Origin of the sequence: Pseudoalteromonas sp. Ld20 (assembly GCF_045064175.1) — a bacterium.
Lineage (GTDB): Bacteria > Pseudomonadota > Gammaproteobacteria > Enterobacterales > Alteromonadaceae > Pseudoalteromonas > Pseudoalteromonas neustonica.
In genome coordinates, this window is the sequence record NZ_JBISHB010000026.1 from 310,235 (window position 1) to 325,352 (window position 15,118).

The window sequence follows — 15,118 nt, forward strand, 5'->3', positions numbered from 1 at the left end:
ATGGCACAGCCACTAATACCTACATACGATATCATTGGTGTCGGATTTGGCCCATCAAATATAGCTTTGGCGATTGCCTTAGAGGAAATTAACAATAATTCCACCACACTAAATGCCTTATTTATTGATAAACAGCCAGAATATCAATGGCATGGTGATACTATTACGAGTCAAAGTGGGCTACAAGTCTCATTTTTGAAAGATCTTGTCACATTGAGAAATCCAACCAGCCCTTACTCATTCTTAAATTATTTACATTCTCATAATCGTTTAGTGGACTTTATAAATTTAAGTACTTTCTACCCAAGCAGGTTAGAATTTAATGACTATCTGCGCTGGGTTGCGGGTCATTTTTCAGCCCAATGTCAATACGGCGAAAAGGTCACCTCTATTGAGCCGGTTATGGATAATCAAAAAGTAAAATTGCTCAAAGTGATAACAACAGACATAGGTGGTACAAGTAAAGCTCGTTTTACTAAATCACTTGTTATGGGGACTGGAGGAACCCCTTTAATACCGAAGGTTTTCCAACCACTAAAACAAACCCCACTTGTATTTCATCATACTCACTACCTATCAAAAATGACTAAACTTATTCCAGTAAAAACAAAAGACTTACGCATTGCTATAATTGGTGGCGGGCAAAGTGCTGCGGAAGCTTTTATTGATATTGATGATAATTATCCAAACGCAAAAGTTGATTTAATTATGCGTGGCAATTCGATGAAGCCAGCAGACTCAAGCCCCTATGTGAATGAAATTTTTAACCCATCATCAACAGATTCTATATTCAGTAAAACACTACAAGAAAGAGAAGAACTATTAAAAGAATATAAATACGCTAATTATTCAGCTGTTGATTCAGCGATGATTGAGCAAATATATAATATTTTTTATCAACAAAAAGTAGCTATGGTGGAGCAACATAAGTATTGCCCTAATAATGAAGTAACTCAAGCATCTGAAAAAAGTGGACAAATAACACTATCTATACTTGATAAAAAATCAAATAAGCATGCCACGAATAATTACGATTTAGTGATTTTAGCTACAGGATATGAACGACCTAAAATGGCACCTATGTTAGAACCCATTAAAGACTATTTAGGAAACATTGATATTGACAGAAATTATCAAGTTAAAGCGGATGATCGTTTTCTTCCTTCGTTATTTTTACAAGGGCGCTCAGAATCAACACATGGCTTAAGCGACACATTGCTATCAGTACTTTCTATGAGATCAGCAGAAATTGCATTCTCATTGCAAGCCGAGTTGCGAGAAAAGGTTCAACAAGTTGCCACAACTGCTTTAGCTTGATCTCCAAAATGCACATTACCCTAATAGCGTTGTTATTTAAGTAATGTGCATCCATTACAATCGAGCTTATTTTTCAATGAGCTATAACCTTGAACAGATGGCACTGCTTAATACTAAGGAACTAAAACATAGCTCACCTTGCTCAATTTCAACCATCACCACACACCAATCATTATCATAACGGAGTTTTAATGTTAACCCTTTCACCGATTTCAAAAGCCATTGCAACTACTTTATTATTCAGCAATTATGCCCTCGCTGAACAAGCAGCGTCTGAAATCCCCCACAATAATACTCAACCTATTGAAGTGATTGATGTAGTTGGCTCTTACACGACTAAATCAATGGACTACTCAACGGGGTTAGACCTTTCAATACGTGAAATACCACAATCAATCAGTGTTATCACGCGTCAGCAAATTGACGACAAAGGTATTACTGAAATAGCACAAGCATTGCGCCAAACTACGGGGATTTCTATGAATCAGGCTGAAACAGACCGCGTATTCCCTTCTGCACGCGGTTTTTCGATTGATAATATACAATTTGATGGTTCACCAGTTCGCGGAGCTAATGGCGGGGTTGAAGGAGACTTTTTATCTGATATGGCGATATATCAGCGAGTTGAAATTATACGTGGCGCCGCTGGTTTATTAATGGGTGCTGGTAACCCATCAGCAGCTATAAACCTAATTCGCAAAAAGCCAATGACTGAACAACATGCGAAAGTAACTGTAAAAACAGGGAGTTGGGGATTAACTAGAACTGATGCAGATGCGTCAACTCCACTTGGGTTTGACGATAAGCTAAGTGGTCGTGTAGTTGCTGCATACGAAGACAGTGACTCTTACATTAGCTCATTAGAACGTGATAAAACTGTGCTATACGGCATTGTGCAAGCTGACTTTACTGCATATACCAGGCTAAACATTGGTATTGATTATCAAAAGCATCATGTCAATGGGGTAAGTTTTGGTGAAACTGTTCCTATGTACTACAGCGACGGCACACGTACAGACTTACCAAGATCAAGTAATACAGGAACTGATTGGACCTATCGCAACAGAGATCGCACAGTGACTTTCGCATCTTTAAAACATCAGTTTGCAAATAGCTGGGAGCTTAATATTTACGGCAGTTATATGGATGGTCAATATGACGATGAACGCGTGTATGTGGTCGGCTATTTAGAGCCAGAGACACACTTAGGCTTAACACCATACCCAAGCGCAACGGCGGGTGAATGGCAGCAAGATAGTTTTGATATCCGTACAAGTGGACCTTTTGAGTTATTTGGCCGTGACCACCAAGTTGTTGTGGGTTATAACAGCAGTTTTGAAAAAAACTCACGCAGTCGTAGAGCAACATTAAATACAACGCCCGATTGGTCATTTGATGATTGGCAACATTTACCTTACCCAGTGTTTGCAGATCAAGCAGACCAGTTTTGGGGCTGGGAAACCAAACAAAGCGGCGCATACATTAGCGGCCAGTTTAGCTTAATAGATCCTTTATCTATCATCGTAGGCTTACGCACTAGCACTTGGGAGCATAGCATATGGGGAAACACGATCGTTGATGTTAATGCGTCTGGCAGTGGTATTTTAACGCCTTACCTTGGCCTAGTTTACGATATAAATAGCCAGTTCTCAGGGTATGCTAGCTTAACCGAAATTTATAATTTTCAAACTCAAATAGACCGCACTGGTAACTTACTCGAACCACTTGAAGGCGCGAACTACGAAGCAGGAGTAAAAGCTGAACTTTTTGATAGCAGTCTTAATTTTTCCAGCGCTATTTTTCTTGTCGCGCAAAGCAACCTCGCGACTCCAGATATTAAAGTTATCGTCGACGGTGTACCAGAACAGCGCTACAAAGCAGAGCAAGGTGTTACCACTAAAGGCTTTGAAATTGAACTTTCCGGTGAGTTAATACCTAATTTAGAGGTATATGCTGGGTACACATACCGTAAAGCCCGTAATGCTGATGATGAAGACGTTGTTCGTATTGCACCTGAAAATATGCTCAGGTTAAGTTCTTCCTACGACTTAGAGCAAACAATTAGTGGATTAACTGTCGGCGGTGGTTTACGTTGGCAGAGTGAAATATTCACTAATCGCCCAACAGGACCAAATGGCGAAACACCAGAACAAAAAGCTTACGCCGTTGCTGACTTATTCATGCGTTATAAAATAACAGCGGACGTATCGGCTTCAATAAATATAGATAACTTATTTGATAAACGTTACTTTGAAAGTGTCGGTGTATACTCTTTTGGCGCCTACGGACAACCTCGCAGTTACAGTGCGCAAATAACTTATCAGTTTTGATGTAATACCCTATTACCTAAAAAGCTCAGTTATATAACTGAGCTTATATTTTTTAAAACCGATAATTTAACTGTACTGAGTAATTACGAGGCGTGCCCGGTCTACTACTAAACCATGCCACTTTACCTTCATACTCTTTATCAAACGCATTATTAATATTCGCTTTGACATTTAAGTTATCCGTCACGTCATAGCTCGCCACTAAACCAATGACAGTATAAGCACTTAACTGTGGGTACTCAAAGCCTTTACCTGGGGCAAGAATAAAGCCATGCCTCTCACCCGTCCAATTAATAAAGCCACCGACCGTTAGCCCTGCTAGCGAGCCATCAAACTCATAGTCAGTATTAAACTTAGCCACTTTATCAGGCACAATTTTAGAAATACGGCCTTCATTGTTATCTGCTAGGCTCAGATTGCTATACGCGATTGATGCACGCCATTGGTCATTGATATAGCCACTGATTTCAATTTCATAGCCTTTGGACTCAACACCATCAACCGTTTTATAGATACGGGCTGCCGCTGCACTTGTATCATTAATAGCGTAATTTTCTTGGTTAATCTTAAACAAAGCGAGATCAATATTTAAATTGCCATCGAGCGATGAATAACGTGCCCCTATCTCTTTATTTTTACCGACTGTTGGATCGAGTAAGTTCCCGTTTTTGTCGAATACCATTTGGAGTTCAAAAATGTCGGTGTAACTACTATAAACAGAAACCGCTTCTGTAACATCATAAGTTGCGCCAATGTATAGGCTAGTATCGCTGTTGTTGACCCAATCACTCAATACATGGCCAGCGCCAGCGCGTGAATCAATGTCTTTATAGTTTGCACCTAATAAAATATTAATAGGTTCAGCCACATTTAAATTAGCAGCAATACGGTAGTTCTTAGACTCTTGCTCTGAATTAGTGATTGAAGGTTCAGAAAATACAGGCATTGGAATACTTACGCTACTGCTAGGGTCATTCGCATTAATATCAGGAGAGTTTTTTGGAAATGCACGCTTTTCAAGTTCTGAAAAGCTGGCATCTGCAACACTAAACGTGACATTGTGTTCACGTGCTAACAACGTAAAGTTACCTGTTAGATTAAGTTCAGCACGCTCACTTTCATTCTCGCGATCAGAGTGGTTTATGAAAGAACGATATAACCCAGACTCAACATCTGGTAATGAATCGCCACTAAAAAATATCCCATCTGACTCAACATCTGAGCGATGGTAACGACCCTGAATGGACCAATCATCATTCAAAGTATATTGTAGCTCAACCATTACGTTATCTTGATTGACATCTTCATACACCCAGCTCGGGGTATCATTGTGACTGGCATCACCATTAAATGCAGAGCCATCGCTATAGCTAAATGGTAAACCACTTGAAAACTCGTCTAATTCATCTTCTTGTTGCGACCAGAATAGTGAAGCCGAAAGGTCATCAGTTAGCTCAGCGCTGATTGTCCCATAAATCACTTTACGTGCACTATTAACACGGTCTTGAAAAGAATCTGCGGTTTCATAAACCGCAACCGCACGTGCTTTTACTGAACCATCATTGGTCAGCGCACCTGTCACATCACCTTCTACTCGACGCTTCCCCCAAGAACCTAGCTCAGCATTTACGTAACCTGAAAAGCTCTCTTGTGCACGTTTTTGGATAAGATTAACAGTCCCAGATGGCTGCCCGACTTCTTGTAGCATACCCGTTGAGCCTCGGATCACTTCAACCGTCTCAAACATACTGGCATCAAGCAATGAACTTTGAAAGGTACGACCCGCCGATACCATACCGTCAACTAAATAACGGTTCATAGCAAAACCTCTTGAATACGCAAAACGATCACGTCCAGAAGGTGAAGGATCAGTATGAATTGCCGCACTGTGCTCAAGCGCATCACCCACAGAGTTTAAGTCATACAATGCGATATACTCAGCATCAATTAAAGAAATAGCTTGTGGTGTATCACCAATGGCAAGTGGTAATCCCGTTGCACCAATATTACGGTAGTGTTTGCCCAACACTTCTATTTTTTCAAGTTCCTTCGCATCGATTTTGGTTACATCATCCGCGTATGCAAACCCCGTTGTCCCAACCAAAATACCTAAACCTACCGCCTGTGCAACTTTAGAAAACTGCTTCATTTATTCCTCTCAATATTTATAAAATAATAATTAACACTGCGACAGGACGAATGTAGGCTATAAAAATTTAGTAAAAATATCGTAAAACACTTATTATTGAAGGCATTATACGCATTGCACCAAAAAATATGTTCAGGTTTTGTTCTTCCTATAACTTAGAGCAAGCAGTCAGTGGATTAACTATCGGTGGTGGTTTACGCTGGAGAAAGCTCAGTTATATAACTGAGCTTATATTTTTTAGAAACTATAAGTTAACTGTAACGAATAGTTACGTGGTTCGCCTGTACGTACCGTTGAGAAAGCAATTTTTGACTCATATTCTTTGTCCAGTAAGGAACAAAAATTTAAGTAAAAACTAGGGCGTATTGACCTTTCGTGATTGATTTTGCAGCTGTATGTTTGGTATTTAGGCAAGGCAGCGCCTATGCAGTGTGGTTGTTCCTCATAAATGGGCGATAACGCAGTATAAATGCCAAACATGCGCTGCCCAAAGGGTTCTTCCTAGGGGCGATTGACTCTTTGTTGCTCGGTTTTTACTTAGCCCGCTAGGTTACAAACCTCGCGCCGCGATTAAATCGCCCCTAGATTGAACTAATTTCAATCCACAAAGGTCAACACGCCCTAATAACCTTATTTATCTTCGCTATTACTTAGCCTCTTCGTAGTTGCTAATTAATAACAGTAAAAAGCACGAGTCTTAAACCTTCAGCCAGAATCACAAATGCGTAATAAACAACCATTGACAGTTATAGCCATCTAAATGCATAATGCGCATGAAAATAAATCTCATTAACATCTGAGACCCTAAAATAAAACCAAAAGGAATTGGCAGTGTCGGTATCTGCAGTAAAGTGGTCAGATATTATTTATCAGAATAAGACCAAACTATTAGCATTTTTAAACTCCATTCTACACTGCCCTTATTTAGCTGAAGATGCCTTGCAAGATACCTTTATTCGCTTAGCGGCCATGAGCCAACAACAAAACCATGATGTAAAAAACCCCACAAGTTTTAGCTATCAAGTAGCCAGAAATATTGCTATTGATATGCTCAGAAAAAATAAACGCGATGCGTTAATTGATATGGATGGCATAGTATTAGATGGATTACATGACAGCAGCTCTGATATAGAAGCACATTTTTCACAGCAGCAGTTATCTGAATCCATTAACAAAACAATGAACAAATTATCAACTCGCCATAAAAATATAATCAGCTTTTATCGCCATGGTCGTTTGAAACAAAAAGAGATAGCCTCTGTGTATAAAATCTCACCTACGCTTGTTAACTTTATGATTAAAGAAGTGATCCATTCTTGCAAGGTTGAACTGACTCATTAAGGTGGGAGTGGTTACCCTTACCTGAAACAGCTTTACGCGGCGCAAGCAAGGGCTATACATTTCGAGGAAAGATAACTATTTTAGTGGTCGCCAGCATATCGCTAACAATAACATCACTGCAATTAGCCCATAAGGCAAGCCAATATCGATACTATAAACACCAGTACCAACAATAGGCCCGACTACAACACCCAATCCTTGCGCTGCTGAGATTGTACCAGCAGCTGCGCCTTGTTCATGGGCTTCAACTGAATTAGCAGCCAATGCAGAAACAGATGGAAAAACCCATCCCATGCCAAAACCCGCCACGCCATAGCTAAACCAAAGCACAAGTGGTGTCGAGGCAAAGATCGTACAGCTAAATCCGGCTGCGGCAATGATCCCCCCACATTTAATTAATCGTCGCGGCTGCCAGTCAAGCTTTCGTAATATTATTTGTGCAACTATCAATGTTACACCAACAATAGCCAGTGCAACCCCTGCTGTGCGCGCCGTATTTGCAGGCTCTAGCAATAATCGATCGAGGGCAAAAAAACCAACCGTGATCTGCGCAACCGCAACACTAAATGTAGCAACAAAGGCCACTATTACTGGCCAGCGTAAGCGCATATCGTTTAATTTTAGTGAGTTACCGTCCGGCTTTACGTGATGTTCTCGCTTTGGCAATACACGCCAAATTACAATCAATGCAATGGCGGGTAAAACAGCCGTGATGTATAAAGGAATACTTAAACTATAAGGGCCAATGAGACCTACAAAACTTGGGCCTATAACCATACCTGCGGCACTTGAGGCCCCGATCCCAGCCATCGCTGCTGCTCGCTGTTTAGGTGATATATGATCTGCCACTAATGCAGCACTTGTTGCGGGCACCGCAGCATAGAATACCCCTGCTATACCCCGCCCTATCACAATGCCGACAAATGCGAGTCCCTGCACCATTGCCGTTTGCATAGCAAAATCAATAAACAATGCCAATAACGCATAGCTAATAACAAAGCCAGCAAGCCCAAAAAGCATCACTGGCCGACGGCCGTTACGGTCGCTTAGTTTCCCCCAAAACCGAGCCATAACAACCCAAGCAACACCGGCCACAGTCATTGCAGTACCAAGCTGCCATGCTTCAAGCCCGATAACGCGTGCAATAGGTGCAGCCAAAGCTGCAAATGCCATCAGCGCCATAGTACACACAAAGGTTTCGAACATAAGCGGTTTCAGGCTAAATGGAGCATCCGTTTGTGGCACGGTTTCATTATTTACTAGGTTACTCATTCTCTGTCCTTATGATTGAGGGTATTGCACAGTTTTTATGCCGCTCCCCACCTTCAGGGCATATCGCTTTAAAGTGGTTATCGTCTATTCCTCTGGTGAAATTTTCGGCATGAAGCTGTAAGGATTTTTTATTTTTACCGACAAATACATGCTAAATTCTTAATAAAAGGTTGTTGAACAAAATACTTATGAATAAAACGATAAAAACAAATAATGCTCAACGTTTCCCAAAACACTACCACGAATAAAAACTATTCTCAACAAAGCCAATGCTATCATTATATATAATGAAAATATTACTTGGTGGCTACATTCAAGATTGAATTGTAAAACCCTTGTTTTACAAAGATGACTGTAAAGCCCCTTTACGCAGTTACATAGCCTATGCATTCCAGAGCTGTGTATAGTATCCACCACGTGATAACAAGCAATGATGACCCCCCGACTCCACTACTTTTCCATCTTTAAGTACAATAATTTTATCAGCGTTTACAGTGCTTGAAAGTCGATGGGCTACTGTGATCACGGTCCGGTTTTGTAAAAGATTACTCATTGCTTGGACGATGTCTGTTTGGGTGATGGGATCTAACGAAGCTGTGGCTTCATCTAATAACACAATAGGCGCATCTTTTAAGAGCGCTCTGGCAATTGCAATGCGCTGTCTTTGACCACCCGATGATAATAAGCCACTATCACAACGAACCATTGGTTTAACGGTTGGTACTAATTTCTAAACTATATGCAAAGGTGGCGTTAACTTATTGTTCGCCACTTTTATTTTTAGTAACACGCTTAATTACTCACAAAGGTGGGCGCTAAATTAAGCCGAGCTTCTTTTGGCAGCACGTCAAACTGTTTTCTAAAGGCTACACTAAAATGACTAATATTGCTGTAACCCAATGAAATTGCCGTTTCGGTAACATTATGGTCTTTGAGTAGACTCATAGCTTTGTTCATTCTTGCTTCTTGGAAGCAGCCGTATACTGTGTTATCAAACAATGCTTTAAAACCTTGCTTAAGCTTACATTGATTTAAACCTACCTCTTTAGCCACGTTTGAAATCGTCGGAGGGTTACTCAGATCAGAGAGCAAAAAATCTCTTGCAGCAATAAGTTGCTTCTTTTCTCGAAATGAAACTTGGTTGCCGCTATCAACTGATTTTAGTGCGCTCAGGTGCCAATATAGATAATCTAGCGTCGCAGAATGTAATAACAAAGGACTTGCTTGTGGCTCTTTAATAAGTTGGTGAATACGGTTTGCACATGCATTAACTTTACCATTCGATCCACTTTGTTTTACAAAGAATGAGTGACGATTACTCAACTCTATGCAACAGAGTTCTTCACCAGCAAGCTCAGTAAGTAGTTCTGGCTTTATCATGATATCTAAATTGCAAAAATCATGGCTGTGATATGAACAAAATTTTTCACCTGCTGAAAAGCCAATATTGAAGTCTCCGCAGCTACATTGCAAAAAATGATTGCCTACAGTAGCTTCGAATTTTCCCGCAAGAATGCTGTTTAAATGAATATGTTGCGCATCACTAGGAAACACATGTTTAGTATCAGCAGGACCCATATCATCTGCTGTAGATAAGCTTACTGATAAGCCGGGTAACAACTGGACAAAGTTATGTGCACTTACAATTTGTTGCGATTTATTCGTCATATCTATTTCAATGTCACTGCACAAAGTCATTTTAAACCTTATCAATCCTAACTGGGCTGGCTGCACTCATTGCAAAGAGCTTTGAGAATGCATTTTTAAAACTATATCACAACACCCTGCAGTTGATAATAATTTTCATTTGCAAATAAAGTTAAATTAACTCCTTTATTAATTCATCAAAAAATCGACTTAACTAAAAACATCTAGGGGCTTTAACTCTGCTTTTCATCGCAATCAGCTGTATTTTTAACCTTTGTTACTTTATAACAGTAATAATGCTGTTTAATAACAAGGAATAAAAATGAAATTACTCTCCCCTCTTGCACTGCTGGCTGCGATGAGCTTTTGCGGCATCGCGGCTCAAGCTGACAATACCTTACAACTTGAAAACGTATTCGATCTTGAATACGCCAATCAACTTGAAATGACGCACGACGCTAAAACCGTGTATTTTGTGCGTAATCGTATGGATATAAAGTCAGATCGTAAAGTCAGTAATATTTGGTCTGTCGATAGTAATTCAAAACAATTGCAACCGCTTACTTCTGGCGTGCATATGGATTATTCGCCGGTGTTATCTCCAGATGAAGCGCGGTTAGCATTTATTTCAACGCGTGATGGTAGCAGTCAGATTTATGTGAAATGGTTAAAAACAGGCGCTGTTGCAAAAATAAGTAATTTAACCAAAAGCCCTGGCAGTTTACATTGGGCGCCCGATGGTAAAAAACTTGTATTCAGCCAGTTTGTATCAAGTAAAGTATCATCTCCTGTAAATCTTCCTGGAAAACCTGAGGGAGCTGATTGGGCAAAACCTGCGATGTTTATCGACGATGTTTATTATCGTGCCGATGGCGGTGGCTACACTAAACCGGGCTTTAATCACTTTTTTGCTATTGATGCCAATGGCGGTAATGCACAGCAGTTAACCTCTGGCGACTTCAATCATGGTGGCTCGATAAGCTTTACAGATGATGGTAAAAGTCTATATTTTTCAGCAAATCGTCACAATGAATATAAACTCAAACCAACTAACTCAGAAGTTTATAAGCTCAACTTAACCAACCTAGAAATAACCCAAATAACCGACAGAGTCGGCCCTGATAACCAACCTCTCGTTTCGCCTAATGGCCGTTACCTTGCCTATACTGGGTATGATGATAAACGCACTAATTATGAAAACACTCAGCTGTATATTCGTGATTTAAAATCAGGTGATACCAGCAGTCTAACGGCAGATTTTGACAGAAGTGTTGGGGAAATTAAATGGGCAGATAACTCAAAAGGTGTGTACTTTAGTTACGCCAATGAGGGACAAACCGTGCTCGCTTATCAACCACGAAACGGTAAGCGTAAAATAGTGACTGAAAATATTGGTAGTGTGTCATTTGGTCGTCCATATTCTGGCGGCGATTTTGATATTAGTGATGATGGCGAAGTGGCAATTACTCTTGCCGATACACAGCGCCCGTCTGATGTCGCAATAATTAAACGAGGGAAAACTCAACGTTTAACAAAGCTAAATGACGATGCCCTTGGCAATAAAAAGCTGGCAAAGGTAGAAGAAATTTGGCTTAAATCAAACCACGATAGTTTACCTATTCAAGGTTGGATTGCCTATCCACCGGGTTTTGATAGCAGTAAAAAATACCCGCTTATTCTAGAAATTCACGGCGGACCCGTAGCTAACTATGGCCCTCACTTTAGTGCTGAAGTTCAGCTTTTTGCTGCCAAAGGGAGTGTCGTTTTATACATGAACCCACGTGGTAGTGATTCATACGGAAAAGAGTTTGCACAAACCATCCATCATAATTACCCAAGTAATGACTTTGATGACTTAATGACAGGCGTAGATGCATTAATTGCTAAAGGTTTTATTGATGAATCTAAACTGTTTGTAACTGGTGGTTCAGGTGGCGGTGTATTAACTGCATGGATTGTTGGCCATACTGACCGCTTTGCTGCGGCTGTAGTTGCAAAGCCGGTGATCAACTGGATCAGTTTTGTACTCACTGCTGACTTCTACCCGTTTTTTGCCGATTACTGGTTCCCAGGTAAACCATGGGATCATATTGAACATTACATGAAGCGTTCGCCCATCACTTATGTTGGTAATGTTAAAACTCCAACGATGCTACTAACGGGTGAAGCTGACTACCGCACACCGATTTCAGAGACAGAGCAATTCTATCAGGCACTTAAGCTGCAAGGCGTTGATACCGCAATGGTGCGCATTCCTGATGCCTCACATGGAATTACAAAACGCCCATCAAACTTGATGGCTAAAGTGGCCTATATTCAATGGTGGTTTGATAAGCACAGTAAATAAAAAGCTTCTAAAGACTAGGGCGTGTTGACCTTTCGTGATTGATTTTGCAGCAGTATGTTTGGTATTTAGGCAAGGCAGAGCCTATGTAGTGTGGTTGTTCCCCATAAATAGGCGATAACGCAGTATAAATGCCAAACATGCGCTGCCCAAAGGGTTCTTCCTAGGGGCGATTGACTCTTTGTTGCTCGGTTTTTACTTAGCCCGCTAGGTTACAAACCTCGCGCCGCGATTAAATCGCCCCTAGGTTGAACAAATTTCAATCCACAAAGGTCAACGCGCCCTAGGTTTTAGGGAAAACCTAGCGCCATCATTTAGTAATTACAATTTATCTTTTACTAACTCGCACTCATTACTTTTTGTAAACCCCCTTTACAAAAAGTGAGTGCTCATTTACATATCATCAAGTTTATACAAATATCGGACTTTGTGTATAAATCGAGTTAGTAAAATTTCGGTTTATGACATTTTTTGGTCGTTGAGTTGGTAAAAAATCGGTTTGAGTCACTGTTTATGGCGTTTAAGTTGGTAAAAAAGTGGTTTGTAATCAGTTAGAGTTAGTAAAAAATCGGTTTATATCTTTATTTTTATGCTCAAAAGCGCAGCTAAACATCGCATTTTGTACCTGTGATACTAAAAAACAGCCATATTTTCCTCTTAAATATGCCATCAGCACTCAGCTGATAAAAATCTGATCCATAATCATTATAAAAATAGCAGCTAGTTAAATACTGATCTGTGCTTGGTTAAATACTGATCTGTACTTAGTTACATACTGAACTGTGCTTAGTTAAATACTAAGCGGTGTATAAAGCGCATTAAAAAAGGGCCTAAGGCCCTTTGCAACATTGTTGGATTGGATTTTTATTGGTTATTAAACCTATTAGAATTGATTCATAGTGTTTGCTTCGCCACCGGCTTTAAGCGCATTCTCACCTGAAAAGTATTCTTTATGTGTATCACCCATGTTAGAGCCCGCTAAGTCCTGATGTTTAACGGACGCTTGTTCACGGCGAATTTCTTGGCGTTGAACATCACGTACATAAGCCAGCATACCTAAATCACCAAAATAACCTTCAGATAGAATATCAGTGCTTAGTGCCGCTGTATGGTATGTTGGCAATGTGATTAGGTGATGGAAAATACCTGCTTCACGTGCGCCATCACGTTGGAAGTTCTGTACTAACACATCAGCAGCGACTGCAAGTTCAGTGGCATCCATCTCTGGCGCCATCAGTGCTTTATTATCATCAATATTTGGGTACGCTGATAGGTCACGACCTGCTTCCTGCCATTCTTGGTACACTTGCTCACGGAACTTAAGTGTCCAGTTGAATGATGGTGAATTGTTATAAACTAATTTAGCATCTGGCACTTGCTCCTTAACACGGTTAACAAGTTCAGCAATCTGTTTTACATGCGGTTTTTCAGTTTCAATCCACAGTAAATCAGCGCCTGACTGTAAGCTGGTAATACAATCAAGTACAACACGGTCTTTTTCTGTGCCTTCACGGAACTGGAATAAACCATTATCAAGACGAGTTGGTTTGCACAACTGACCGTTCAGTTTCATGGCGGTATCACCTTCTTTTAAGTCTTCTACACCATTAATTGGCGTTGTTTCTAAAAAGGCATTGTATTGACTCGCCAAATCACCTGGGATTTGTGATACCGGTACTTTTTGGGTAAGGCTTGCACCCAATGAGTCTGTGCGCGCTACGATAATGCCGTTATCAATTCCTAGTTCTAAAAACGCATAACGAACGGCGTTAATTTTTGCTAAAAAGTCTTCGTGCGGCACGGTTACTTTACCTGCTTGATGGCCACATTGTTTAGCATCTGATACTTGGTTTTCAATTTGAATCGCACAAGCGCCTGCTTCAATCATTTTTTTAGCGAGTAAGTAGGTCGCTTCTTCATTACCAAAACCAGCATCAATATCAGCAATAATTGGCACTACGTGGCTTTCAAAATTATCGATTTTATCAAGTACCGTTTGTACATCGCCGCCTGTTGCTTTGGCGTTATCAAGATCTTTAAATAAATGGTCAAGTTCGCGGGCATCAGCTTGCTTTAAGAACGTATAAATCTCTTCGATTAGGGCCGGTACTGAGGTTTTTTCATGCATACTTTGATCAGGCAGTGGACCAAACTCAGAGCGAAGAGCTGCAACCATCCAACCACTTAAGTATACATAACTGCGCTTAGTGGTTTTTTGGTGACGCTTAATTGCCATCATCATTTGTTGGGCAGTAAAACCGTGCCAGCAACCTAGTGATTGTGTGTATTGGCTAGTATCAGCATCATAAGCGGCCATGTCTTCACGCATAATGTCGGCAGTGAATTGTGCAATTTCTAACCCTGTACGAAAGCGATTTTGTAAACGCATACGACTTGCGTATTCAGGGTTAATTGCTTGCCACGTTTTACCTTGTGCTTGGCAAAGTGTTGCTAATGTATCTGTTTCACGTTGATAAGTAGTCATAATAAAAATCCTTTGAACGGGTTAAAACTAAAGTTTATATATGTGAGAGAGGCCCAAGAGCTCATGCTCCGTAGCGCTTACATAAACATTAGGCCGATTTATAAAATTTAGTAAATTTATAGTTATTATGCTGGCTATACATTTTATGAATGGCCAAAAAGCATCCATGGCAATGTTTTTACGTTATGGTTAGCACATAAGAAATTTATGCATCGCGACCGTTTAAAGGATAG

At 40.4% G+C, this 15,118-nt stretch carries 9 protein-coding genes; 4 read left to right on the top strand and 5 right to left on the bottom strand.

Annotated features, from left to right (window positions below):
• Both ACJJVX_RS03505 and ACJJVX_RS03510 read left to right on the top strand, forming a co-directional pair.
• Positions 1-1,317 carry a lysine N(6)-hydroxylase/L-ornithine N(5)-oxygenase family protein gene (locus ACJJVX_RS03505; protein WP_054203962.1) on the top strand — a complete coding sequence of 439 codons (1,317 nt, stop codon included), beginning with the start codon at positions 1-3 and terminating at the stop codon, positions 1,315-1,317.
• A gap of 191 nt (positions 1,318-1,508) precedes the next feature.
• A complete protein-coding gene (locus ACJJVX_RS03510; protein WP_405630166.1) occupies positions 1,509-3,647 on the top strand; it encodes a TonB-dependent siderophore receptor in 2,139 nt (712 codons plus the stop codon).
• A gap of 52 nt (positions 3,648-3,699) precedes the next feature.
• Here the strand turns inward: ACJJVX_RS03510 and ACJJVX_RS03515 are convergent, their stop codons facing one another.
• A complete protein-coding gene (locus ACJJVX_RS03515; RefSeq protein ID WP_405630167.1) occupies positions 3,700-5,796 on the bottom strand; it encodes a TonB-dependent siderophore receptor in 2,097 nt (698 codons plus the stop codon).
• Between the two features lie 831 nt (positions 5,797-6,627).
• Here ACJJVX_RS03515 and ACJJVX_RS03520 point away from each other — a divergent pair.
• The gene (locus tag ACJJVX_RS03520; protein ID WP_054203960.1) at positions 6,628-7,137 is read left to right on the top strand and encodes an RNA polymerase sigma factor; all 510 of its coding nucleotides are present in this window, start codon (positions 6,628-6,630) and stop codon (positions 7,135-7,137) included.
• A gap of 75 nt (positions 7,138-7,212) precedes the next feature.
• Here the strand turns inward: ACJJVX_RS03520 and ACJJVX_RS03525 are convergent, their stop codons facing one another.
• The 3 genes from ACJJVX_RS03525 to ACJJVX_RS03535 all read right to left on the bottom strand — a co-directional run bounded on the left by ACJJVX_RS03525 (position 7,213) and on the right by ACJJVX_RS03535 (position 10,107).
• On the bottom strand, positions 7,213-8,409 hold the full coding sequence (locus tag ACJJVX_RS03525; RefSeq protein ID WP_405630171.1) for an MFS transporter: 1,197 nt from the start codon (positions 8,407-8,409) through the stop codon (positions 7,213-7,215).
• A gap of 382 nt (positions 8,410-8,791) precedes the next feature.
• Positions 8,792-9,115, bottom strand: a complete 324-nt coding sequence (locus tag ACJJVX_RS03530) for an ATP-binding cassette domain-containing protein (RefSeq protein WP_405630173.1) — start codon at positions 9,113-9,115, stop codon at positions 8,792-8,794.
• 86 nt (positions 9,116-9,201) lie between these two features.
• Entirely contained in the window at positions 9,202-10,107 is a 906-nt protein-coding gene (locus ACJJVX_RS03535; protein ID WP_054452525.1) for a helix-turn-helix transcriptional regulator, read from the bottom strand.
• Positions 10,108-10,378: 271 nt separating this feature from the next.
• Here ACJJVX_RS03535 and ACJJVX_RS03540 point away from each other — a divergent pair, with 271 nt between their 5' ends.
• A complete protein-coding gene (locus tag ACJJVX_RS03540) occupies positions 10,379-12,403 on the top strand; it encodes a S9 family peptidase (RefSeq protein WP_405630176.1) in 2,025 nt (674 codons plus the stop codon).
• An 880-nt stretch (positions 12,404-13,283) separates the two neighbouring features.
• Here the strand turns inward: ACJJVX_RS03540 and ACJJVX_RS03545 are convergent.
• The gene (locus ACJJVX_RS03545; protein WP_405630178.1) at positions 13,284-14,885 is read right to left on the bottom strand and encodes an isocitrate lyase; all 1,602 of its coding nucleotides are present in this window, start codon (positions 14,883-14,885) and stop codon (positions 13,284-13,286) included.
• Positions 14,886-15,118 lie beyond the last annotated feature (233 nt).

What these genes read in the sequence shown, in the direction of transcription:
- ACJJVX_RS03505 (WP_054203962.1), top strand. Translation starts at nt 1, where the DNA reads ATGGCACAGCCACTAATACCTACATACGATATCATTGGTGTCGGATTT.
- ACJJVX_RS03510 (WP_405630166.1), top strand. Translation starts at nt 1,509, where the DNA reads ATGTTAACCCTTTCACCGATTTCAAAAGCCATTGCAACTACTTTATTA.
- ACJJVX_RS03515 (WP_405630167.1), bottom strand. Translation starts at nt 5,796, where the DNA reads ATGAAGCAGTTTTCTAAAGTTGCACAGGCGGTAGGTTTAGGTATTTTG.
- ACJJVX_RS03525 (WP_405630171.1), bottom strand. Translation starts at nt 8,409, where the DNA reads ATGAGTAACCTAGTAAATAATGAAACCGTGCCACAAACGGATGCTCCA.
- ACJJVX_RS03530 (WP_405630173.1), bottom strand. Translation starts at nt 9,115, where the DNA reads ATGGTTCGTTGTGATAGTGGCTTATTATCATCGGGTGGTCAAAGACAG.
- ACJJVX_RS03535 (WP_054452525.1), bottom strand. Translation starts at nt 10,107, where the DNA reads ATGACTTTGTGCAGTGACATTGAAATAGATATGACGAATAAATCGCAA.
- ACJJVX_RS03540 (WP_405630176.1), top strand. Translation starts at nt 10,379, where the DNA reads ATGAAATTACTCTCCCCTCTTGCACTGCTGGCTGCGATGAGCTTTTGC.
- ACJJVX_RS03545 (WP_405630178.1), bottom strand. Translation starts at nt 14,885, where the DNA reads ATGACTACTTATCAACGTGAAACAGATACATTAGCAACACTTTGCCAA.